Raw genomic sequence first — 20,740 nt, forward strand, 5'->3', positions numbered from 1 at the left:
TCAGACCCCGTACAGGCGGAACGTGTCCCGCCCTGTCAGTTCGCGCACGGCGCCGAGTGCCACCAGTCGGTCGCAGAGCCGTCGCGCGGCCCGATCCGACATAAAGGCCAATGCCCCCGGCACCAGCGCATCGCGCGACAGAAACAGATCGACCGCCCGGCCCGCCGCCTTGGCGCGCAGCTTCGGGGCCACCGCCCGAAGGCGGGCCGCCGCACGGGCCAGATCGCAGGCCAGCTGCAGCGCCTGCCCGACGGCAGAGACAACGGCGCGGTGACAGGCCAGACGCAGATCATCGCCCCGCAGGCGTATATCGCGGGGCTTGAGCGTCAGCGCCAGAAGCGGCAGCACATGCGTTGCCCCCAACGCTTTTGCCAACGCGGCATCGGCCAGGATCAGGGCGGCGGCCTCGGCTCGCGGACTATCGGTCAGCACCGCCTCGACGACCTGCGCCGCGCGGTCCACTGGGGTCGGTCCGGTGGCATCAAGGCAAAGCGCGATCCGCTCTGCCGTTACTCCGTCCAGCGTATTGACCAGATGCGCGACCGAAACCGGCCGCGCCGCCGCGCGTGACCACTGCCGTGCGATCCGCCCCGCCGGGCCGGGGTCGTCGCCCGGTCCCGTCAGGTGCAGGGCATCGCGCAAGGCGCCCTGCCCTTCCCTTCGCCCCGCCATCGCAGCGCAGTTCTCGGCCGCCGTCAGGGCCAGACGATCGCGCCACAGCGCCAGAGGCACATCCCCCGACGCCATTGCCTGACCCAGATGCGCCAGCGCGGCCCCGGACCGGAAGGCCGCAGCCTCCGGCGGCTCGGACGGCGCAGAGACGATCCAGCCCGGCAGCGGGGGCAGCATCGGCAAGGTTTCCAAAGGCTCGGCGCGCGGTTTTCCCATGTCGGCAGCTTATATTGTGACGGCGCTTTCTACCAGCTAAATGCACCAATAGCGCCGCAGCTTTGTTGGCTCCACAATGTCCAATAAGATTGCATTATCGGACGTCGGGGGAGTATGCTCGACGGTATGACCGAAACGCCCGAGAAATCGCCTTCAGAACCCCCGGAACGTCCCGATCGCCATGAGCGGGACGACAGCGCTGATACGGAGCGCGACACGATCGCCCTGCCCTCCCATGTCGCTGGCTCGGGCACGCTCGACCGCCTGGTCGAAACGGCGCGTGACTATGCGCGTCAGGCGGCGTCGGAGAACACGCTGAAGGCCTACACCAAGGATTGGGCCCACTTCGCGCGCTGGTGCCGGATGCGTGGCGCGGACCCTCTCCCCTCGTCGTCCCAGCTGATCGGCCTCTACATCGCCGATCTGGCAGCGCCGAGCGGCAAAGCACCTGCCCTCTCGGCCTCCTCTATAGAACGGCGGCTGTCTGGCCTGACCTGGGGCTATGCGCAGCGCGGAGAGCGGCTCGACCGCAAAGATCGGCACATTGCCAGCGTCCTGGCTGGCATCCGCCGCAAGCACGCACGGCCACCAGCACAGAAAGAGGCCATTCTGCCGGAAGACCTGCGCGACATGCTGGCAACCCTCCCCCACGATTTGCGCGGCCTGCGCGACCGGGCGATCCTGCTGATCGGCTTTGCTGGTGGCCTGCGTCGGTCCGAAATTGTCAGCCTCGACCACGGCAAGGATGACACGCCTGACTCCGGCGGCTGGGTCGAGATCTTGGAGGACGGCGTGCTCCTCACCCTGCGCGGCAAGACCGGTTGGCGCGAGGTCGAAATCGCCCGCGGCTCCTCCGACCAGACCTGCCCGGTCCGTGCATTGAGTCAATGGCTGCACTACGCCAGGATCGACTTCGGCCCGCTTTTCGTCGCCACGTCGCGCAACGGTCTGAAAGCTACAGGCGGACGGCTGTCGGACAAACACGTCGCTCGCCTGATCAAGACCTGCGCCCGTGAGGCTGGTCTGCGCCCCGACTTGCCCGAGGCAGAGCGCGTCCGTCTTTTCTCGGGCCACTCCCTGCGCGCAGGCCTTGCCAGCAGCGCGGAAGTTGATGAGCGCTATGTTCAAAAGCAGCTCGGTCATGCCAGCGCAGAGATGACCCGCCGTTATCAGCGCCGTCGCGACAGGTTCCGCGTGAACCTTACAAAGGCCGCTGGACTGTAAGCCCCCCCTGCCCTATCGAATCTGTAGTGCGTCTAGAACGGGTTCTCGACCGCAGCCCCGGTCGGCGCGAAGTCACTGACGTTCCCGGTCACGACGATAGCGCCATGGCGTAGCGCTGATGCCGCGATCATCAGATCAGCGCCGTTATGGCCGATCTCGGCCGAGAGCCGTCCCCAGATGCGCGCATCCTCGGCCTCAAATGGAAGTAGGCGATCCGAGAACAGCAAGACCGTGCGATCAAGCCAGCTGCGGAGGTCGCTGGCAAACGCTGGATCGCGGATCTCCTGCTGGCGAATGCCGCGCTCGATTTCGCCCAGCGTGATAACACTCAGGAAAAGGTCCTGCTCAGCCTTGCCACGTAACCAGGCTGCCACCTGGGGAGCACGGTCCGCGCGGCGCACGGCCGAGATGACGTTGGTGTCGAGAATGTACATCAGAAGCTTACGTCACGCGGGACGGCCGTGGCGCGCGGGAAGTCCCCGCCGGGAAAGGCCATCAGATGCTCTGCAAAGCTCTCTCGCGCCCTTACGGCACCTTCAAGTAGCCGGTGATATTCATCCGCAGACAGGATGACCACTGCAGGTTTTCCACGCCGCGTGACCTCTTGCGGCGTTCCCGCCAATGCCGCATCGACGACTGCGCTGAACTTGTTTTTTGCATCCTGAACAGTCCACATGGCGTATCACCTAGCTAGCTATCTGTCTAGATAAATGGCGCCTTAGGTTGAACATGTCAAGACGCACCCATGTCGCAAGCTTCAGATGGTGAAGTTCGGATGAGAAAACTCACCCGCCGCCACTGTCTTCGCCAATCGGTCCTTTATTGCTGGTACATGAAACTGCAAACGGCCTGCTTTGATGCCATTGATCGGCTACGCGCGCGTCTCGACCGAGGATCAGACCCCCCTGCCCCAGTCGCAGGCCCTGAAATCCGCGGGTTGTGCGGAGATCCATGAGGAACAAGCCTCGGGCGGAAACCGCGCGCGTCCCGTGCTGGCCCGCGTGCTCGAGCGGATTAGCAAGGGCGATACCCTTGTCGTTGTGCGCATCGACCGCCTGGCGCGGTCGCTTTCGCATTTGCTGGAAGTGATCGAGCGGCTGGAGGCGAAAGGCGCCTTTTTCCGCTCTCTGACAGATCCGATCGACACGTCCTCGCCGCAGGGCAAGTTCACCCTGCAAGTTCTCGGCGCCGCGGCCGAGTTCGAGCGCGCCCTGATCCGCGAACGCACCAAGGCGGGGCTGTCCTCGGCGCGCAGCAAGGGCCGGATCGGCGGCAATCCAGGCTTGCGCGCTCGCGATCCCGCGGCGCTTCGCAAGGTGCGGCTGGCGCGACAGGGCGGCTATATGGAACGGCTGAACGAAACCGCGCAGGACTGGGTGCCCCATGTCCGCCGCCTGCGGCCCGACATGGCCTGGGAAGACGTGCTGCGCATCATCAACGGCCCCCTGCCCTACGAACGTCAATGGACCCAAAGCCGATTGTTGCGCGCCGTGAATGCCTATGTCCGCGACGGCTTCCTGCCGGAAACCGTACTTGGCCGTGCCGGTCGCCGCGATACCGACGACCGCTTGCCCGCCATCGTTGCCGGTATCAAGGGCGCAAACCCAGAAATTACGCTGAAAGAAATCTGCAACAGACTCGAGAAGATGCGGGAGCGGACGCCGCGCGGGCGGACCAGCTGGCAGCCGTCATCCGTGAAGATGCTGTTGGAGCGAGCCGAGAGGCTGGGGCTGCTAGGGTAGACGCGGCGGACAGCCACCCCCTTACGCAAACGGGTTCACTATCCGCAGCTGGTTTTCAACGAGCAGTCCATCTTGCATGTCCTCGCTCCACAGCGTGGCGCAGCCCGCAATCAGAGCGCTCGCCACGATCATCGCATCATATATTGAGAACCCGTAGCTCTCCGCCAAGGCACGGCCGACGTCATGGGTTTGCAGGGTCAGCTCTTCGACAGGACACAATGCGCGCAGGCCTTCCAGAAACGCCCCCGTCTCCTCCCAACTGAGCCCGGCTTTGCGCCGACAGTTTACGAGCGTCTCGTTCAGGACCTGGACGCTGATCCGGGGTCCCTGCCCCAAGATTGTCTCAGCCCGGTCGGCCTTCGGGCCTTCGTCGAGCACGTATAGGACAACATTCGTGTCCGCGAACTCAGCGCTCATGCGCAGCGACGCGGCTCAAGCGGTCCTCAGAAGGCAGCTTGCCCCGGAAGCGCCGCAGACCGGTCAGCACCTCGTCCGCCCGCGCGAGGCGCCTCACCCTCACCTGGCCGTCGTCCTTGACCAGGTCGATCTGATCGCCTTCTTTCAAGCCAAGTTCTCGGACAAGCTCCGCGGGCAGACGGACGGCAAGCGAGTTGCCCCATTTTGCGACCTGCATCATGGCCTCCTAGGTGGATATACCCTGTGTAATGTATATCCAAAGGGCTCCAAGAACAAGCCTGCCACCAAACCGTAGCCACGCTTGTGCACGACGCAGCTACTGACACCAGATTTAGAAAGAGCTTGCGCGAATCTGGCATGTCGGGCAATAGTCTCGAAAAATACCGCGTGGTCACATAAAAATCGCGCCCACGGATCGAGGCAGAGATGAGCGACGCTGAGCAGGACCTAGACATTGCCATCGGGCACTACGCAGAGCTTCTCGCGTCGAACCTTTACGCGCAACGTGCGGCTCACTTCCCCCCCGACGCCAAGAAGGTCATGCGCAGCCTGACCAGCGGTGAAGCGGCCGAGTTGCTTGGGGTCGACCATACCTATCTTCGCAAGCTTCATCGAGAAGGAAAGATCGCTGAGGTCGAAACGACTGCGGGAAGTCACCGTCGGTATACGCTGGATGATGTCTGGGACATCCGCCACGCCCTTGAGGCAAATGCAAAAAAGCCTGGCACCTACGTACCGGGACGTCGCAGCGGGGATGAGCTTCAGATTATCTCTGTCGTCAACTTCAAGGGTGGGTCCGGCAAGACAACCACGTCGGCGCACTTGGCGCAACGCTTGGCGCTCAAGGGATATCGGGTGCTTGCGATCGACCTCGATCCACAGGCTTCCCTTTCCGCGCTGCATGGCATCCAGCCTGAATTGGACCTGATGGAGGGCGGGACCCTCTATGACGCGGTGCGCTACGATGAGCCGGTTCCGATTTCGCATGTGATCCGCAAGACATACATCCGCGGTCTTGATCTGATTCCCGGCAACCTCGAACTCATGGAATTCGAGCACGAGACGCCGGCCGCCATTCAGCGAGGTGGTGCGCGTGCCTTTTTCGCGCGGGCGCGTGATGCGCTCGACAGTGTCGAAGCAGACTACGACGTCGTCGTCATCGACTGTCCCCCGCAGCTCGGCTTCCTGACCATGTCCGCCTTGTCGGCATCCTCCGGCGTCCTTGTAACCGTTCACCCGCAGATGCTCGATTTGATGTCCATGTCGCAGTTCCTGCGCATGACCGCTGATCTGCTCGGTGTCATCCGGGATGCCGGTGCAAATCTTCGTTTCGACTGGCTGCGGTTCCTACCGACCCGATACAAGGTGGGCGATGCCCCACAGACCGAGGTCATTGCCTTTATCCGTGGACTGTTCGGTAGGTCAGTCCTCACCAACCATATGGTTGAGTCGACGGCTATCTCTGACGCGGGGCTGACCAAGCAGACGCTCTATGAGGCCGACAAGAAGGACTTCACGCGTCAGACATTCGACCGCGCAATCGAGTCCATGAACGCTGTAAACGACGAGATCGCTGCGATCATCCAGAACACGTGGGGCCGGAATGGCAAGAAAGCCTAAACTCGGGATGCCGTTGCAGACCCTGCGCAATGCGCCTGACGCACTGGAAGGGCGCAGGCTGCGCGGCGGCGTCTTCGAAATCGAGCCTGACCAAATCGAGACCGCAGGTCGGCTCGATGACCGTTTGCAGATCGAGACCGAGGGTCTCAAAGCCTCGATTTCCAAGAATGGTCAGCGCGTGCCGATCCTTGTCCGGCCGCTTGAGGGTGAGCGCTACAGCCTGATCTATGGCCGTCGTCGGCTGGAAGCTTGCAGGGAACTCGGCATAAAGGTCCGCGCCATCGTCACGGAGATGGAGGGCGATCAGGCGCTTCGCGATCAGCTTTTGGAGAACCAGGAGCGTCGGGATCTTAGCTTCATCGAACGCGCGCTTGTCGCCGCCGCCTTGCTGGACGGTGACCATCTGAGCGCATCTGAACGCACAAACAAGGGTGTCGCCGAGGTTCTCAATTTGACTGAAGCAGGCGTTTCTCAGCTGTTAAGCGTGGTTCGCACCGTGGGGGAGGACTTGATCCTGGCCATTGGCGCGGCGCCGGGCATCGGAAGGCCCCGATGGGAAGAGCTCAAGAAGTTGCTTGGGTCTAAAGATGTCGATCGCGAACGGCTTGCCGCTTTGGCCGGTGAGGCGAAGACAACCCACCAAGGTGGGATAAACGAGAAATCCGATAATGCATTCTTGGCCGTCCTCTCCGCTGCAGGAAAGCCTGAACAGACCGCGTCCTCGTCTCGCCCTCGCGGGCAGCCTGGCACGGTCATTCCGGGCGTCGGTGCAGCCACTGTCACTACTGGACGTCGTGGCAAGCAACTCAAGCTCGAGTTGAAGGCCGAGGACAGTGATTTCGTCAGCTGGTTGGAGGGCCATGCCCCGCAGTTGATCGCCGAGCTTCACGAGCGCTGGAAGCGTTCGGAAGACTGAGGAAGAGCAACAAACACAGGAGGCACGAGACAGGCAGAAAAGAAAAAGGCCCCGAGAAGCAAGCTTCACGAGACCTTTCTTAGGTTTCGCACGGGACCAGCCCGCTACAAAACTTCAGTTTTCGCACCTCTGAATGTAGCGATCTGGCCCCTTTCCCGCAAGCGCAAAGCGATTCGCGGGCTAGGGAAATTTTGCCTTCGTGAACTAAAAACATGGAGTACACACCGATTTCGTCGTTTATGCGGCCGATCTCGCACGCCCATCTGCGCGTAGTCGAGCGACCCGAGGCGTCCGTTCCTGGCAAGCCCGTCAACAAGTGGGAGCTCTTGCGCGAGCTGTCCAAGGCGCAGGCTGCCTTTGGGGTTTCCGAGCGCGATCTGACGGTTCTCCAAGGGCTGCTCAGCTTCTTTCCCGATGATGCACTTGGCGGGAACACCGAGATGGTCGTCTTCCCTTCCAACAAGGCGATCTGCGAGCGACTGAACGGCATGCCTTGCTCCACGATGCGCCGTCACCTGGCGCGCCTGGTCGAGGCAGGCTTGCTCATGCGGCGCGATAGCCCCAACGGGAAGCGCTATGTCCGCAAGCACGGCGAAGAGCGTGTGGCTTTCGGCTTCGACCTCTCGCCGCTCTACTGCCGGTCCGAGGAGATCGCGCGGGCCGCAGAGGCCGTGCGTGAGGCCGAGGAGCGTGTCAGGCGGTTGAGGGAGGTCGTCAGCCTCATGCGGCGCGATCTCGCGGCCCTCTCGGAGTTCGGAGAGGAGATCCGGCCTGGCCTTGGCCTCTGGGATCAGCTGCGCGACACGGCCGCCCTCACGGCACGCGCCCTACGTCGCAAGCTGCCGCTTGAGGACCTTGCGGCTTATCGGGTCGAACTTGAAGCCCTTCTCGACCAGGCGCGGAACGTCATTGATGGCCCTGAAACAGAAGAGATGAACACCAATGCTGCCTGTTTTGATCGTCACCATCATAATTCAAATAAAGAATCTATAGATCTTGAACCTGCCTTAGAAAAAGGCACGGCGTCGGCCGACGCGCGAGATGATGATACGGATGCGCCTGTTGCTGCCGTTGAAGAGCCGGACACACGACAAGTCCCGAAAATCCCGCTCCACCTAGTACTTGCCGCCTGCCCTTCCCTCAAAACTTTTTACCAAGGCGATATCCGGCACTGGCACCAGCTTTTCGACGCGGCTTGCCACGTCCGGCCTGCCATGGGGATCAGTGCATCCGCCTGGGAAGAAGCGCAACGGTTGATGGGCCCCGAGCAGGCGTCGATCGTCGTTGTCGCCATACTGGAGCGCTTTGCCGACATCCGTTCGCCGGGTGGCTATCTTCGCGCGCTGACATCCAAGGCCGCAGCCGGTGAGTTTTCCTGCGGGCCGATGGTCATGGCGTTGATCGGTCGGCGGAGTGCGGCTTAACAGCTGTTAAGTGCAGATCGTCCATGGCTCGCGTGTCATGACTTAACAGCTGTTAAGTCGGCTCTTGGCAGCAACAGGATGTTCGAGAGGAAAAGGTTGGGGGTTTGAGGGGTGACGGGAAGTGAGATCGGGAGAGTGGCTTCCGGCGCCCGTCGTGGAGAAGATCTGATGGCGAAAGCAACCCAGAACGTCGTCCTGTCCCCATCGCGGGATATCCCCTTCAACAAGCTCGTGCTGAGCCAGTCCAACGTGCGTCGCATCAAGGCCGGCGTTTCGGTCGAAGAACTGGCCGAGGACATCGCCCGCCGCGGGCTCCTGCAGAGCCTGAATGTCCGGCCGGTGCTTGATGCCGATGGTGTCGAGACCAACATGTTCGAGATCCCGGCCGGTGGCCGCTGCTTCCAGGCGTTGTCGCTCTTGGTGAAGCAGAAGCGGCTGGCGAAGACCGCACCGATCCCCTGCATCGTTCGGGATGCCGCTTCCGAGATTCTGGCCGAAGATGACTCGCTTGCGGAGGACATGCAGCGCGTCGCCCTGCACCCGCTGGATCAATTCCGCGCCTTCGTTGCTTTGCGCGAGAATGGTCAGGGCGAAGAAGCGATCGCAGCGGCGTTCTTCGTGACGCCGCAGATCGTGAAGCAGCGCCTAAAGCTCGCCTCCGTGGTCCCTGCCCTGCTCGAGGTATATGCCGAGGATGGCATGACGCTGGAACAACTGATGACCTTAACGGTGAACCCGGATCACGCGCGTCAGGAGCAGGTCTGGCATGCGGTGAAGAGCTCCTGGCACAAAGAGCCCTACGCCATCCGGCGCATGCTGACGGAAACCTCGGTCCGGGCCTCGGATCGCCGCGCGGTCTTTGTGGGTGTCAATGCCTATGAGGCGGCGGGCGGTGTCGTGCTGCGTGATCTCTTCCAGGGCGATGACGGTGGCTGGCTCGAGGACCCTGCTCTGCTCGACCGGCTGGTCACCGAGAAGCTTCAGGCCGAAGCCGAGGCGCTGGCCTCGGAGGGCTGGAAGTCGATCGAGGTGGCGACCGATCTGCCCTATGGCTACAGCCACGGTCTGCGGCGTCCCGCCGGTGATCCCGCACAGATGACCGACGAGGAAAGCGCGTCTCACGCCGCGCTTCTCGCCAAGTATCGTGCGCTGGAGGAGGAATACTCTGGTCAGGACGAATATCGCGAGGAGATCGACGCGCGGCTCGGGCCGCTCGAGATGGCGATGGAAGCGCTCGAACAGCGGCCCTTGATCTACGACCCGGCCGAGGTCGGGCGCGCGGGCGTCTTCGTGACGCTGGATCGGGATGGCAGCATTGCGGTCTATCGCGGCTATGTCCGGCCCGAAGACGAGCCGCGTGAGGAGTCCGCGGTCCAGGATGGTGATGCTGAGGATACCATGGGGCAGGGGGGTGATGTCTGCGGTTCCAGCTGGAAACCGTCAGTGACGTCCGGGGGCGGCACCGTCATCACCTCAGACGGGCAACCGATCGGCGCGGATGCGTGCGAGGAGGACGACGACGGGGCGCTTAAGCCGTTGACTGAGCGGCTGGTCATGGAACTGACCGCCCATCGGACACTCGCGCTGCGCGAGGCCATCGGGCGCTCGCCGGACGTCGCGCTGACGCTCCTGCTCCTGAAGCTCGTGACGGACACCTTCCGCACCTCCTCTGCGACGGGCAGCTGTCTCGAGGCATCGGTGCGCCATGTCTACATGTCGGCGCAGGCGCCCGATTTGAAGGACAGCGTCGTGGCCAAGCTGGTCGACGAACGGCAAGCCGCCTGGGAGGCCGATCTGCCCCTCGACGACGATGTTGCGCTCTGGGATTATCTGTCCGTTCTCGACGAGGGCAGCCGTCTGGCGCTGCTGGCGCACTGCCTAAGCTTCGGGATCAACGCGCTCCATGTGAAGGTGAACCCCTACGGTGCGGGCATCTCCGCCAGAGGCCTGACCCGCCGCATGGCGCATGCCGATCTCGTGGCGCGCGCGGTGGATCTCGACATGGTCGAGGCAGGTTGGGAGCCGACGGTCGATGGCTATCTCAACCGCGTGCCGAAGGCCCGGATCCTCGAAACCGTGCGCGAGGCTAAGGGGGAGGGGACCGCGCAGCTTTTCGACCACCTGAAGAAGGGTGAGATGGCGACCGAAGCCGAGCGACTCCTCAAGGGCACCGGCAGGTTGCCCGAGGTCCTGCGCCGGGCCGATCTGGTGGCATGCGACGGCGAGGCGATTGCAGAAGGGCAGGGGGAAGATGCGGGCGAGCCCGACGACATTGATCTCCCCGCCTTCCTGACGGCCAACCTGCCGGAGAACCCCGCGTCGATGATGGCCGCAGAGTGATCTGAGCCATCCGGGGGCGGGGAAACCCGCCCTCATTCCAACAAAAGCCAGCAATATCAATATGCTGAATGCGAACACTCGCATTCGGGATGAGGAATCATGTCTGCGACCACCATCATCGTCACAGCTCCCCTCTGGGCGCTGATCCGTTATACCGACGGCAGTTCGAAGCCGCCGGCACGCTTCACCAAGAAGCTTGCCGCCTGGAAGAGATCGAACGACGTTGACCGTCTCGTGAAGAAGGAGCCGCCCCGACCGTACACCGTCCGTCATGGCTGGCGTCAGCGCTGCCGGGATTGGGCTGCGATCCCGGACTACGAGGAAGGCGACAAGATCAGGCTTGTCACCCCTGTGACGCTCACCGATGGCAGCACCTGCCAGATCGTCACCGCGACGCACTACAGGCGGGGGCGGCAACAACGCCGCTGCTACCGCATCGAGGAAACTGGCGGGCTCGTGCGGCTCTCGAAGGCCCCGCTTGCAGGCTCGGAGCTGCTCAGTTCCGCGAAGGGTGCGGCAAGCCCAGTGCTGGCGGAGTATTTTGCGGCGCGAGAATAGGGGCTGCGCCGGTGGGTTGCTCGACCCGCCCGGCGAGAGCAGATCCTGCGGCTTACCTTGACACGGTAATGCAAATGCATTACCTGTCGGTGGACAGCAAAGACCCTCTTCTTTCAGGAGACTGCCATGACAGCGCTCGCACAAGATGTCTCGAAACTCACGGATCGGTATCAGACGACCGTGCCGGCGGGTGTGCGCAAACAGCTCAAGCTGGGCAAGGGCGACCAGATTCGCTACTGCACCGAGCCGAGTGGCAGGGTCTATATCGAGCCCGTGCGCAGCGACGAGGAAGATCCCGTGCTCGGAGTCTTTCTCGATTTTGTCGAGGCCGATATCAAGGCGCATCCAGACCGCATTCGGGCGTTCGATGGGGCTTTGCATGACCGTCTTGCAGCTCTGGTCGGAGACGTTGACGTCGATCTCGATGCGCCGCTATCGCGCGAGGATGAATGAGCGGCGATAGCGTGCCCGCCCAAGCGCCCCTTGTCGTAAACGGATGGTCGATTTATGCGCATCCGCTCTTTCTGGACCAGCTCGAAGGGCTGATCGAGGAGGTTGAGACGCGTAGGGCGCGCGATCCCAAGACCTGGCAGAAGAAGAACTGCGCGAAGCGGCTGGCCGCCATCTTCAAGCTGGTCACCGAGGCCATACCGGCAGATCCCGGTGCCGCCGCCTTCCGGCAAGGCGGCACACTCGGCGATCACCGCAAGCACTGGTTCCGGGCGAAATTCTTCCAGCAGTATCGGTTGTTCTACCGGTTCAACAGCGATGCGAAGATCATCGTGGTGGCATGGGTGAACGACGACAAGACCCTGCGCGCCTACGGCAGCAAGACGGATGCTTATGCGACCTTCAAAGGGATGCTGGAAGATGGCAATCCACCTGACGATTTCGACGCGCTCTTGAAAGATGCTGCGGCGGAGGACAAGCGGTTCGAGACGTCCCTTGACGCGGTGCCTGACCGGTAAGCGGCCTTCAGAAGCCTTGCCGTGGCCCAGGGCCTGCTCGGAGCTGCTCAGCTCTGCAAAGGGCGAGGCCAGTCCTGTGCTGGCGGAGTTTTTGGCGGGTCAGGGTGGCTGAGTTTCTCGCTGATGACCTGCCCCCCGAAACTTCCCTCGTTCTGATGTAGAGTTTGCTCGACCTTTCGACGGAGCAAACAGATGCGAAAGAGCCGTTTCACCGAGGCGCAGATCATCGGGATGATCAAGGAACAGGAAGCCGGAATGCCGACAGCGGAGGTGTGCCGCAAGCACGGCCTCAGCCAAGGCACGTTCTACAAGTTCAAATCCAAGTATGGCGGCATGGAGGTGTCTGACGCCGCCAAGCTGAGGGCGCTGGAAGACGAGAACGCCATGCTCAAGCGTCTGCTGGCGGACAGCATGCTGGACAACGTTGTGCTGAAGGACTTGCTGGGAAAGAGCTGACGGCGCCGAATGAGCGGCGAGAGGCAGCGCTCAGAGCGATGCGGGATCATGGCATCTCGCAGCGCCGGGCCTGCCGACTTGTCGGTGTCGATCCCAAGACGGTCCGGCGTGAACGCCCGCCGGACAATCCCGAGATACGCAAAGAGATGAAGGCCGTCGCAGCCAAGCGGCGCCGGTTTGGCTATCGGCGGATCGGGGTGATGCTGGAACGCAATGGTATGATCATGAACCACAAGAAGCTGTATCGGCTTTACACGGAAGAGAAGCTTGGCGTCAGGCGACGACGGGGCCGGAAACGCGCCCGTGGCTCACGGACACCCATGCCAGAAGCTCTGAGGCCGGGAGAGCGCTGGTCCCTGGACTTCCTGTCCGACACGTTCGGTGCCTCGCGCAAGTTCCGCATTCTGGCGGTGAACGACGATTGCTGCCGCGAAAATCTCTGCCTGATAGCCGACACCAGCATTTCCGGTGCCCGGGTTGCTCGGGAACTGGATGCCCTTGTCCGCATCTATGGAAAGCTTGCCAGCATTGTCAGTGACAACGTCCTATGTGGGGAAGATCTGGCTGCTTAGGTCAGCAGGTCATGGGGCATCCGGTGTCCCGGATGCCCTGTTAAGGTTGCCCAGACGGGCTCTGCCGTCAAGAAATGATCTCTTCCATAGCAAACACAGGGTACGCGCTCTGGCGGCCCTCACCGTCCTCAATACGAGATCCCAAATCCCAAGCAGAAGGCCCGAACATTATCTACGAGGTCAGCAAGCTGCCTCCACGGCTCGTCAGAGAGAGGTCCTTCCGCCTGGGCTCACCCCCTCGAAGAAGGGGCGATAGGGTTCGCCGTGATTGACTACGGCGTGTACGGTGCGCGCCATCTTGGCCGCGATCGCGGTGTAAGCCTTGCGGCGCAGATGAGCGTTGTGTCGATCCTTGGAGATGTAGCGCTCGAACTTGTCGCGGAAGCTGTTGGTCCGCTTGAGAACAGCGGTCTGGCCGGCCAACCGGGTCGATGGAGAGGATCGACAGCGCCAGGAGGCTGAGGACAATAAGGGCAGGGGACTTCATGTCACGGTTTCTAGCAGAAAAGCGGGCTTTGTTCATGAAATGTTTCTCGCTCGATGCGAACATGGTAAACTCCATCTGAAAGGAGATCGAGCCATGACCCGGCCCATTCAGATCAGGACTGCAAGTCAGCGCGAAGTTGCGGCGTTCCTGGCGCGCCAACGCGATGAGGAAAGCAAAGCCGCCCAAGCCAGAGCGGCGCGCGATCGGCAGTGGCAGAAGGAGATCGACGAACTGGATCAGGAATGCGAGGCGTGGGAACAGGCTGCGGCCCAATTGCTGGATGAAGGACGGGAGCTCTTCGGGAGCGACACCGCCGCAGGTCAGGAAATGGCGCAGATCCTTGATGCCCGTGAACTGGCGGCGCGGCGGCGAACGACGGAAGCGGACCAGCGTGCCAGCTATAGCGGCATCACCTCCAAAGAGGCTTTGAGACAGGCTGTCGGCCAGGTGGCACCACTGCACATTCTGATCTCGATTGTGCCGCTTCAATTCGTGGCCTTGATCGGCATGAACCCCACGGTCCCCGTCCTGATCGCCGCAGCCTATGTCAGTTTTTGGGTCTGGCTCCATTGGCGCAAGATCCTCGATCTTGCCGGGAGCGTTCAGTCAACATGAGCGTCTAACGCTCTCGCATCATGGGGGCAGGGGGGCAGGGGATCGCCATGATCCCTGTTTCAGGCAACTCAACGTGTGACGCATTTGCGGCGGTGCCGCTGAAGTTGCCGGTGATGCGCTAGCGTTAGCCGACGGAGCGAGACGGCCACGGATCGAGCGAACAGCGGCGCGGTCGAGGTCACCACCGTGCCGGGTGCGCGAGAAGTAATCGACGAGCTACGCCGACAGGGCCTGCAATTCGGCTTCGGTTGCCGGGGCACCGCGACGGGCGATGATCTCGTTGCGGCAATCAGCGTTCATCATTGCGGATCATCCTCGGGAAACAGCAGAGCAGCGTAGTCCCTCGCACCATGCAGCACACGGATCACGAAAACCTCGTTGTCATCGGCGCGATAGAAAATCTGGTAGTTGTCATGCACCCGCCGTCGAACGCCTTTTTGCGCGTAACGCGGCACCAGAGGGTGAGCCTTCGGCATCTGGCCGAGGCTGGCGCATTTGCCAGCCAATTCGGCCACGAAGGATTGCGCACGGGGCGGATTGTCCCGCGCGATGTAATCACCGATGGCGATCAGATCTTGCCGCGCTTCGGATGATAGGCGGACCTTCATGCAGAGGCATACCGCTGCGCGAGTTCCACAGCCACGTCTTCAATTGCATGAGTTTGGCCCGCCTCGATATCTGCCAAGCCGCGTTCTATGGCCATATCCAGCGCCGCAAGGCGCTTCTCGCGCTCTTCGACCAGCCGCACCCCTTCCCGCAGCACTTCACTTTTGGAGCCGTAGCGGCCCGATTCCACGAGCCGCTGGATGTAGGATTCCAAAGATTTTCCCAATTCTGCGCTGATCATTGCGTGTTCTCCAATCTCGCCATGTGGTCAAGATAGGCGACTTATGAATTATTATCAATTCCGATCCCAGTGCCGCGCCTGCCATCCGCGCCGGTCGGCCAGCTTCTCGGCTATGCCTGCTGACGCGGAGTAGGGGGGTATGCGTGCCGAGCTTGAAGCCGCCGGGAGGCCCTTTGGTCCGAGCGATCTGCTGATCGCGGCTCATGCCGGCGCTATTGGTGCGGTGCTCGTGACTGACAACACGGACGAATTTTCCCGCGTTCGCGGTCTGCGTGTTGAAAACTGGATCAGATCATCCCTGAGCCTGAGATTCGATTCATCGCTACTGAATGCGGTTTTCCAAGAGGGGCAGAGGCCACAAAATTATGCGTAATAACAAACATTATGGAATATTCACAAATTAATACACGTTGAATCAGATATTTAGAGCGCTCCGCCCACCCCTGAACAGCCCTGCGCGGTTTGCCCCGCGTCCTACGCGGCACCTTCATAGAGCTCGAACTCCTGCGGGATTTCCCGTTCAAGGCGCACGATGTCATCGTGGGAGATGGTCATCTCCCGCTTCGGCGATCTGTTCAGAACCTGCTCCGGCCCGACACGCCTGCCGAGCCTTTCGGACAGATAGGCATTGGCGGCTGCCTGGTGGTCATTGAACTGATGCGGTTTTACCGGAGAGCTTTTGGTTCAATGATTAGGCTGCTTTTTCGTCAGCGTTCAAGCTTGCGTAGAATCCTGAGCTGCTGCCGGTTTCGTGGACACGAAGAAAGACCGCGAGTTTCCCTCGCGGTCTTTCCTCCGTCCCCAACGCCACCCGATCTACGGGAAGAACGGAAACAGGATCGGCAGCAGGATCATTGCGACAACCGTCGAGACCAGGATCAGCGGTAGACCGGCCTTCGTGTAGTCCATGAACGTATACCGGCCCGGCCCCAAGACCATGACATTGGCTGGCATGCCGATGGGGGTTGCATAGGCCAGTGACCCGCCGATCACGGTAGCCATCAGGACGGCTCGGGGATCGGCACCGATCTGTGTCGAGATCGACAGGCTGATCGGCACCAGAAGCGCGGTCGTCGCGGTGTTTGACATGAAGTTGGTCATCACGACGGCCAGCAGGAAGATGACCAGCAGGAAAACGAACATCGGCGTCTCGGGGCCGGTAACGCCAAGAACGGTTTCGGCGATCATCTGGCCCGCACCGGTTTTTTCCATCGCCGCAGCCAAGGACAGAATGCCACCGAAGAGGAAGATGGTCTTGGCGTCGATCGAACGATAGGCCTGCTGTTCGCTGATGACACCCAACAGGATCAGTGAAATGGCTCCGATGGCACCGGTGATATGAAGGCGGATTCCGATCTGTTGCTCGAACACCATGCCAAGAATGGTGACGAGCAGGACGATCAGAGATGCGTTCTTTTTCCATTGCGGAACGGATGACGTGGTCTCGTCAAGGCTATTGGCTGCCATTTCTTCGGTCTTGTGATCGGGCAGCAGCCTGAAGCCGATCGTGGCGGTGAAGAGGATACCTGCCAGCAGGATCGGCAGTCCGACAAGAGCATACTCGAAGAAACCAAAGCTGAGCCCATTCTCCTGCAACGCGGCTTGGGCGATCATGTTGCCGGGCGCTCCGATCAGGCTGAGATTGCCACCCATCGCCGCCGCAAAGACAATCGGCATCAGCAGGCGCGAGCGCGCAAACCCGGATTTGGCGGCGATGCCGATCACGACCGGAATCAGGACCGCTGCGGTGCCGGTGTTCGACAACACACCCGACATCAGACCGGTGATCAGCATGATCGCGACGACCAGTTGCCGTTCGGTCCTGGCAAAGCGCGTGACGAGACCGCCGATCTCTGCCGCCATGCCGGTCTGGAACAGCGCGCCGCCAATGATGAACATGTCGACGAACAGGATGACATTGCTGTTGACGAAGCCGTCGAAGGCCTCACCTGCGTCAAGCACGCCGGTCAGTACAAGGCCGACGCAGACGATCATGGCTGTCAGGGCCAGCGGAATCCGCTCCCACACGAACATGACGATCGCGAACAGCAGTAGCAGCAGGGTAATTGTTGCAGGGTCCATGGTTTCCTCCCAGGTTTCCGGTTCTGCCCCTCGTGTCTTAGGTGCAGGTCGAAACCGGGATACGTGGAAGGTTCGCGGCGATACATTCGCCAGAAATTATATTAATTCCTGCAATGGTTTTGTGATGGAGCTGATCTGTCAGGCGCTGTCCTCAATGACCTGCAGATTTTCGTCAAGAACTGCCAGTAGCGCGTCGCGCTGATCGTCGCGGGTGCCACGTGCCCAAGCGGCGGCCAGGATCAGCTTCCCGCGTGTAGTGCCCTCGGGAAGCACCAGCGGAACGAACATGACGCCTGCCACAGCGATCCGCGATGCCCATCGTGGCACGATCGCCAGTCCCGTTCCCGTCGCCACGAGATTGACGATCGTGTGCTTTTCCTCGGCGATCTGCGCAATTCGTGCGGTGAGACCGGCATCGGTAAATAGCTTGATGGTCAAGTCATGCGAATGCGGGCGAGAGCGGCGATCGGGAACGATCAACGGCGCGTCGGCAAGATCATTGACCGTCAGTTCGGAATAACCGGCCAGTGCATGGCCCACGGGCAGGGCGACCATGGCTGTTTCGAAGAACAGGGTCTGGAAATGGATCTTTGGATCGCGGATATCTGGTGGGCGGCAGAAGGCGATATCGAGGCTGCCGCTGAGGATTCGCGGCAGCAGGTGGATGGTCTTCTGCTCGACCAGTTGGATTTCGATGTCAGGCCGCCGTGCCCGCAACAGTTGCAACAACTGCGGCATCAATCCGGCTGCCGCGCTGTCTATGGCGCCGACCTTCAGCACGGCCGTCTCACGGCGCCTGACGCTGCGGATGCGCTGCTCAAAACGATCGGCCTGTGCGACCAGGGCGCGGGCGTCGTCCAGTATCGTCATGCCGGCCTCAGTCAGCGCCACATTGCGCGTTGTGCGAAGGAACAGCCGCGTTTCAAAGCGGTCCTCCAGAAGTCTGATCTGTCTGCTGAGCGAAGCGGGCAGCATGTCCATGGCCTGGGCTGCGCGCCCAAAATGCAGTTCCCCGGCCACGGCCAGGAAACACCTGATCTGCTGAATATCCATGATCTCCTCCTCCGCCAGATTATATCCTTCTCATATATAATTCTACGCAAATTGCGGAATCGCAGGCTGAGGCGCAGTTTCGCCCTGTGATCGCCGCAGGGCGTCGCGAGGGAGGAGATGCGTTGGGCCGCCATGGCCCGCCCCGCGACCCAGCCGGCGCCCGGAACCGCATGAGGAGAGACCCATGAAAAGCTACAAGATCGCCGCCATTCCCGCCGATGGCATCGGCCCTGAAGTCATCGCCGCCGGCCTTCAGGCGTTGGACTCGCTGTCCCGCCGCGACGGAGGCTTTACCTTCGACGTGACCGAGTTCGACTGGAGCTCGGAGCGCTACAAGAAGACCGGCGCCCTGATGCCCGAGGATGGACCAGAGCAGCTGAAAGCCTTCGACGCGATCTTTTTCGGCGCCGTGGGCGCGCCGGATGTGCCCGATCATGTCACGCTGTGGGGGCTACGGCTGCCGATCTGCCAGGGCTTCGACCAATATGCAAATGTGCGCCCGACGCGCATCCTTCCGGGCATCCAGTCGCCGCTCGCCGGCGTGGGACCGGGCGATCTGGACTGGGTGATCGTGCGCGAGAACTCGGAAGGAGAATATTCCGGCCATGGCGGCCGGGCCCATAAGGGCCTGCCCGAAGAGGTCGGCACCGAAGTCGCGATCTTCACCCGCGTCGGTGTGACCCGGATCATGCGCTATGCCTTCACGCTGGCCCAATCACGTCCCCGCAAGTTCCTTACGGTGGTGACGAAATCCAACGCACAGCGGCATGGCATGGTGATGTGGGACGAGATCGCCGCCGAGGTTTCGCAGGAATTCCCAGATGTGACCTGGGACAAGATGCTGGTCGATGCAATGACCGTGCGGATGGTCAAGAACCCGCAAAGCCTCGACACCATCGTCGCTACGAACCTGCATGCCGACATCCTGTCGGATCTTGCCGGCGCGCTCGCGGGCAGCCTGGGCGTGGCGCCGACCGCCAATATCGACCCGGAACGTCGCTATCCGTCCATGTTCGAACCGATCCACGGCTCGGCCTTCGACATCACCGGAAAAGGCATCGCCAACCCGGTCGCAACCTTCTGGACCGCCGCGCAGATGCTGGAGCATCTGGGCGAAAAAGACGCCGCGGACCGGCTCATGCGCGCCGTCGAAAAGGTCTGCGAGGATGGCGTGATGACCCCTGATGTCGGCGGAAACGCCACCACGCAACAGGTGACGGACGCCGTGTGCGACGCCATCCGCGGCGAGAATATCTGAGGGCGCCATGAGGGAGGAGGACGCGCAAGATCTGTTGCGACGGATGCTGAAAGCGGCGATTGCGGCGGCTGATCCCGCCGCCGTCCTCGCCCGGCATCTGCCCGAAAAGCCCGCTGGCCGCTGCATCGTCGTGGGCGCCGGGAAATCCGCCGCCGCGATGGCCCTGGCCGTTGAACGGGCCTGGCCTGATGTCGATCTGTCGGGCGTGGTCGTGACCCGTTACGGTCATGCCGTGCAGACCGACCGGATCCGGGTGCTGGAGGCCTCGCACCCGGTTCCCGACGAGGCCGGGCACAAGGCGGCGGCCGAAATCCTGCGGACGGTCCGGCAGGCCGGCCCGGATGACCTGGTTCTGGCCCTGATCTCGGGCGGCGGCTCGGCGCTGATGACCCTGCCGGCGCCGCCGCTGACACTGGGCGACAAGATGACCGTCAACCGGCTGTTGCTGGCATCCGGGCTGACCATCGAGGACATGAACCGCGTGCGCCGACGCCTGTCGCTGATCAAGGGCGGCAGGCTGGCACAGGCGGCAGCACCGGCGCGGCTGGTGACGCTGGCCATATCGGACGTGCCGGGCGACGATCCGGCGGCGATTGCCTCGGGTCCGACGGTGCCCGATCCGACCGCGGAGGACGACCTGTCGCATCTTGTGGCGAGACTGGGGCCAAACCTGCCGGCGCCCGCGCGTGAGATCCTGCTGAAATCACCGTCCGCTCAGCCGGATTTCACCCCCGACTACCGCTTGATCGCCACGCCGCAGATATCGTTGGAAGCTGCGGCAGATATCGCCCGCGCTGCCGGACTCACGACGCTGCTTCTGGGCGACGCGCTGGAGGGCGAGGCGTCCCAACTGGGCATTGCAATGGCGGGTATGGCACGTTCGGCCGCTTGTCACGGCATGCCCGCCAGACCACCGGCGGTCTTGCTTTCGGGCGGTGAAACAACGGTCACGATCGGCGATGTTGTCCCCGGTCGCGGTGGTCGAAACACCGAATTCCTGCTGGCTCTGGCTCTGGCGCTGGACGGCCATCCTGGCATTCATGCGCTGGCCGCCGATACGGATGGGATCGACGGGACCGAAGATGCCGCCGGTGCCATCATCGGTCCGCGGACACTGTCTCTGGCTGAAGCCGCCGGTCTGGCCCCTCGCGACTATCTGGAGGGCCATGACAGCTACAGCCTGTTTGACCGGATCGGCGCGCTGATCCGCACCGGACCGACACTGACGAATGTGAACGATTTCAGGGCGATCATGGTGCTCTGATCCATGGAA

The 20,740-nt window shown here is 62.2% G+C and carries 22 protein-coding genes and 3 pseudogenes; 15 read left to right on the top strand and 10 right to left on the bottom strand.

The window, feature by feature from the left end:
- Entirely contained in the window at positions 1-888 is an 888-nt protein-coding gene (locus KNW02_RS15770) for a DUF1403 family protein (RefSeq protein WP_216034239.1), read from the bottom strand.
- 126 nt (positions 889-1,014) lie between these two features.
- On the opposite strand from KNW02_RS15770, the gene KNW02_RS15775 reads away from it, so the two are divergent.
- Entirely contained in the window at positions 1,015-2,112 is a 1,098-nt protein-coding gene (locus tag KNW02_RS15775; protein WP_431356766.1) for a tyrosine-type recombinase/integrase, read from the top strand.
- Positions 2,113-2,144: 32 nt separating this feature from the next.
- Here the strand turns inward: KNW02_RS15775 and KNW02_RS15780 are convergent, their stop codons facing one another.
- Both KNW02_RS15780 and KNW02_RS15785 read right to left on the bottom strand, forming a co-directional pair.
- The gene (locus KNW02_RS15780) at positions 2,145-2,546 is read right to left on the bottom strand and encodes a type II toxin-antitoxin system VapC family toxin (protein ID WP_216034241.1); all 402 of its coding nucleotides are present in this window, start codon (positions 2,544-2,546) and stop codon (positions 2,145-2,147) included.
- The gene (locus KNW02_RS15785) at positions 2,546-2,788 is read right to left on the bottom strand and encodes a type II toxin-antitoxin system Phd/YefM family antitoxin (RefSeq protein ID WP_216034242.1); all 243 of its coding nucleotides are present in this window, start codon (positions 2,786-2,788) and stop codon (positions 2,546-2,548) included. The genes KNW02_RS15780 and KNW02_RS15785 overlap by 1 nt, the downstream gene beginning before the upstream one ends.
- 181 nt (positions 2,789-2,969) lie before the next feature.
- Here KNW02_RS15785 and KNW02_RS15790 point away from each other — a divergent pair, with 181 nt between their 5' ends.
- Positions 2,970-3,854: a recombinase family protein gene (locus KNW02_RS15790; protein WP_216034243.1), complete on the top strand. Its 885-nt coding sequence runs from the start codon at positions 2,970-2,972 to the stop codon at positions 3,852-3,854.
- A gap of 21 nt (positions 3,855-3,875) precedes the next feature.
- Here KNW02_RS15790 and KNW02_RS15795 read toward each other — a convergent pair whose 3' ends face one another.
- Both KNW02_RS15795 and KNW02_RS15800 read right to left on the bottom strand, forming a co-directional pair.
- The gene (locus KNW02_RS15795; protein WP_216034244.1) at positions 3,876-4,271 is read right to left on the bottom strand and encodes a PIN domain-containing protein; all 396 of its coding nucleotides are present in this window, start codon (positions 4,269-4,271) and stop codon (positions 3,876-3,878) included.
- Positions 4,261-4,488, bottom strand: coding sequence for an AbrB/MazE/SpoVT family DNA-binding domain-containing protein (locus KNW02_RS15800; protein WP_216034261.1), 228 nt, complete (start codon positions 4,486-4,488; stop codon positions 4,261-4,263). Before KNW02_RS15800 ends, KNW02_RS15795 begins: the two co-directional genes overlap by 11 nt.
- Positions 4,489-4,697: 209 nt before the next feature.
- Here KNW02_RS15800 and repA point away from each other — a divergent pair, with 209 nt between their 5' ends.
- The 9 genes and pseudogenes from repA to KNW02_RS15840 all read left to right on the top strand — a co-directional run.
- The gene (gene repA, locus KNW02_RS15805) at positions 4,698-5,891 is read left to right on the top strand and encodes a plasmid partitioning protein RepA (protein WP_216034245.1); all 1,194 of its coding nucleotides are present in this window, start codon (positions 4,698-4,700) and stop codon (positions 5,889-5,891) included.
- Positions 5,875-6,807, top strand: coding sequence for a plasmid partitioning protein RepB (gene repB, locus KNW02_RS15810; protein ID WP_209057868.1), 933 nt, complete (start codon positions 5,875-5,877; stop codon positions 6,805-6,807). The genes repA and repB overlap by 17 nt, the downstream gene beginning before the upstream one ends.
- A gap of 212 nt (positions 6,808-7,019) precedes the next feature.
- On the top strand, positions 7,020-8,231 hold the full coding sequence (gene repC / locus KNW02_RS15815; RefSeq protein WP_216034246.1) for a plasmid replication protein RepC: 1,212 nt from the start codon (positions 7,020-7,022) through the stop codon (positions 8,229-8,231).
- Positions 8,232-8,399: 168 nt separating this feature from the next.
- The gene (locus tag KNW02_RS15820) at positions 8,400-10,571 is read left to right on the top strand and encodes a ParB/RepB/Spo0J family partition protein (RefSeq protein ID WP_216034247.1); all 2,172 of its coding nucleotides are present in this window, start codon (positions 8,400-8,402) and stop codon (positions 10,569-10,571) included.
- A 99-nt stretch (positions 10,572-10,670) separates the two neighbouring features.
- Positions 10,671-11,129, top strand: coding sequence for a DUF6927 domain-containing protein (locus KNW02_RS20915; protein ID WP_252733976.1), 459 nt, complete (start codon positions 10,671-10,673; stop codon positions 11,127-11,129).
- A gap of 126 nt (positions 11,130-11,255) precedes the next feature.
- A complete protein-coding gene (locus KNW02_RS15830) occupies positions 11,256-11,582 on the top strand; it encodes a type II toxin-antitoxin system PrlF family antitoxin (protein ID WP_209057874.1) in 327 nt (108 codons plus the stop codon).
- Positions 11,579-12,097 carry a type II toxin-antitoxin system YhaV family toxin gene (locus tag KNW02_RS15835; protein WP_216034248.1) on the top strand — a complete coding sequence of 173 codons (519 nt, stop codon included), beginning with the start codon at positions 11,579-11,581 and terminating at the stop codon, positions 12,095-12,097. The genes KNW02_RS15830 and KNW02_RS15835 overlap by 4 nt, the downstream gene beginning before the upstream one ends.
- A 31-nt stretch (positions 12,098-12,128) precedes the next feature.
- A pseudogene (locus tag KNW02_RS21305) lies at positions 12,129-12,209 on the top strand (DUF6927 domain-containing protein); the annotation flags it as partial.
- An 80-nt stretch (positions 12,210-12,289) separates the two neighbouring features.
- A pseudogene (locus KNW02_RS15840) lies at positions 12,290-13,095 on the top strand (transposase); the annotation flags it as partial.
- Positions 13,096-13,329: 234 nt separating this feature from the next.
- Here the strand turns inward: KNW02_RS15840 and KNW02_RS15845 are convergent.
- A pseudogene (locus KNW02_RS15845) lies at positions 13,330-13,548 on the bottom strand (IS110 family transposase); the annotation flags it as partial.
- Positions 13,549-13,705: 157 nt separating this feature from the next.
- Here KNW02_RS15845 and KNW02_RS15850 point away from each other — a divergent pair.
- Positions 13,706-14,227 (top strand): hypothetical protein, encoded by a 522-nt coding sequence (locus tag KNW02_RS15850; protein WP_216034249.1) that lies wholly within the window; start codon positions 13,706-13,708, stop codon positions 14,225-14,227.
- A 299-nt stretch (positions 14,228-14,526) separates the two neighbouring features.
- Here KNW02_RS15850 and KNW02_RS15855 read toward each other — a convergent pair whose 3' ends face one another.
- Both KNW02_RS15855 and KNW02_RS15860 read right to left on the bottom strand, forming a co-directional pair.
- Positions 14,527-14,835, bottom strand: a complete 309-nt coding sequence (locus KNW02_RS15855) for a type II toxin-antitoxin system RelE/ParE family toxin (RefSeq protein ID WP_209057911.1) — start codon at positions 14,833-14,835, stop codon at positions 14,527-14,529.
- Positions 14,832-15,074: a type II toxin-antitoxin system ParD family antitoxin gene (locus KNW02_RS15860; RefSeq protein WP_216034250.1), complete on the bottom strand. Its 243-nt coding sequence runs from the start codon at positions 15,072-15,074 to the stop codon at positions 14,832-14,834. The genes KNW02_RS15855 and KNW02_RS15860 overlap by 4 nt, the downstream gene beginning before the upstream one ends.
- A gap of 139 nt (positions 15,075-15,213) precedes the next feature.
- Between KNW02_RS15860 and KNW02_RS15865 the strand changes: the two genes are divergently transcribed.
- Positions 15,214-15,447, top strand: coding sequence for a PIN domain-containing protein (locus KNW02_RS15865; protein WP_209057915.1), 234 nt, complete (start codon positions 15,214-15,216; stop codon positions 15,445-15,447).
- Between the two features lie 443 nt (positions 15,448-15,890).
- On the opposite strand, the gene KNW02_RS15870 is transcribed toward KNW02_RS15865, so the two are convergent.
- Together KNW02_RS15870 and KNW02_RS15875 are read right to left on the bottom strand one after the other, a co-directional pair.
- Positions 15,891-17,156: an SLC13 family permease gene (locus tag KNW02_RS15870; RefSeq protein WP_209057917.1), complete on the bottom strand. Its 1,266-nt coding sequence runs from the start codon at positions 17,154-17,156 to the stop codon at positions 15,891-15,893.
- A 138-nt stretch (positions 17,157-17,294) separates the two neighbouring features.
- The gene (locus tag KNW02_RS15875; protein WP_216034251.1) at positions 17,295-18,209 is read right to left on the bottom strand and encodes a LysR family transcriptional regulator; all 915 of its coding nucleotides are present in this window, start codon (positions 18,207-18,209) and stop codon (positions 17,295-17,297) included.
- Between the two features lie 184 nt (positions 18,210-18,393).
- Between KNW02_RS15875 and KNW02_RS15880 the strand changes: the two genes are divergently transcribed.
- Both KNW02_RS15880 and KNW02_RS15885 read left to right on the top strand, forming a co-directional pair.
- Complete coding sequence (locus KNW02_RS15880) at positions 18,394-19,467, top strand: tartrate dehydrogenase (protein WP_216034252.1); 1,074 nt, start codon at positions 18,394-18,396, stop codon at positions 19,465-19,467.
- 7 nt (positions 19,468-19,474) lie between these two features.
- On the top strand, positions 19,475-20,731 hold the full coding sequence (locus KNW02_RS15885) for a glycerate kinase type-2 family protein (protein WP_216034253.1): 1,257 nt from the start codon (positions 19,475-19,477) through the stop codon (positions 20,729-20,731).
- Positions 20,732-20,740 lie beyond the last annotated feature (9 nt).

Origin of the sequence: Paracoccus marinaquae, assembly GCF_018860165.1 — a bacterium.
Taxonomy (GTDB): domain Bacteria; phylum Pseudomonadota; class Alphaproteobacteria; order Rhodobacterales; family Rhodobacteraceae; genus Paracoccus; species Paracoccus marinaquae.

Coding starts and splice junctions, on each gene's coding strand:
- KNW02_RS15770 (WP_216034239.1), bottom strand. CDS start 888: ATGGGAAAACCGCGCGCCGAGCCTTTGGAAACCTTGCCGATGCTGCCC.
- KNW02_RS15775 (WP_431356766.1), top strand. CDS start 1,015: ATGACCGAAACGCCCGAGAAATCGCCTTCAGAACCCCCGGAACGTCCC.
- KNW02_RS15780 (WP_216034241.1), bottom strand. CDS start 2,546: ATGTACATTCTCGACACCAACGTCATCTCGGCCGTGCGCCGCGCGGAC.
- KNW02_RS15785 (WP_216034242.1), bottom strand. CDS start 2,788: ATGTGGACTGTTCAGGATGCAAAAAACAAGTTCAGCGCAGTCGTCGAT.
- KNW02_RS15790 (WP_216034243.1), top strand. CDS start 2,970: ATGCCATTGATCGGCTACGCGCGCGTCTCGACCGAGGATCAGACCCCC.
- KNW02_RS15795 (WP_216034244.1), bottom strand. CDS start 4,271: ATGAGCGCTGAGTTCGCGGACACGAATGTTGTCCTATACGTGCTCGAC.
- KNW02_RS15800 (WP_216034261.1), bottom strand. CDS start 4,488: ATGCAGGTCGCAAAATGGGGCAACTCGCTTGCCGTCCGTCTGCCCGCG.
- repA (WP_216034245.1), top strand. CDS start 4,698: ATGAGCGACGCTGAGCAGGACCTAGACATTGCCATCGGGCACTACGCA.
- repB (WP_209057868.1), top strand. CDS start 5,875: ATGGCAAGAAAGCCTAAACTCGGGATGCCGTTGCAGACCCTGCGCAAT.
- repC (WP_216034246.1), top strand. CDS start 7,020: ATGGAGTACACACCGATTTCGTCGTTTATGCGGCCGATCTCGCACGCC.
- KNW02_RS15820 (WP_216034247.1), top strand. CDS start 8,400: ATGGCGAAAGCAACCCAGAACGTCGTCCTGTCCCCATCGCGGGATATC.
- KNW02_RS20915 (WP_252733976.1), top strand. CDS start 10,671: ATGTCTGCGACCACCATCATCGTCACAGCTCCCCTCTGGGCGCTGATC.
- KNW02_RS15830 (WP_209057874.1), top strand. CDS start 11,256: ATGACAGCGCTCGCACAAGATGTCTCGAAACTCACGGATCGGTATCAG.
- KNW02_RS15835 (WP_216034248.1), top strand. CDS start 11,579: ATGAGCGGCGATAGCGTGCCCGCCCAAGCGCCCCTTGTCGTAAACGGA.
- KNW02_RS15850 (WP_216034249.1), top strand. CDS start 13,706: ATGACCCGGCCCATTCAGATCAGGACTGCAAGTCAGCGCGAAGTTGCG.
- KNW02_RS15855 (WP_209057911.1), bottom strand. CDS start 14,835: ATGAAGGTCCGCCTATCATCCGAAGCGCGGCAAGATCTGATCGCCATC.
- KNW02_RS15860 (WP_216034250.1), bottom strand. CDS start 15,074: ATGATCAGCGCAGAATTGGGAAAATCTTTGGAATCCTACATCCAGCGG.
- KNW02_RS15865 (WP_209057915.1), top strand. CDS start 15,214: ATGCGTGCCGAGCTTGAAGCCGCCGGGAGGCCCTTTGGTCCGAGCGAT.
- KNW02_RS15870 (WP_209057917.1), bottom strand. CDS start 17,156: ATGGACCCTGCAACAATTACCCTGCTGCTACTGCTGTTCGCGATCGTC.
- KNW02_RS15875 (WP_216034251.1), bottom strand. CDS start 18,209: ATGGATATTCAGCAGATCAGGTGTTTCCTGGCCGTGGCCGGGGAACTG.
- KNW02_RS15880 (WP_216034252.1), top strand. CDS start 18,394: ATGAAAAGCTACAAGATCGCCGCCATTCCCGCCGATGGCATCGGCCCT.
- KNW02_RS15885 (WP_216034253.1), top strand. CDS start 19,475: ATGAGGGAGGAGGACGCGCAAGATCTGTTGCGACGGATGCTGAAAGCG.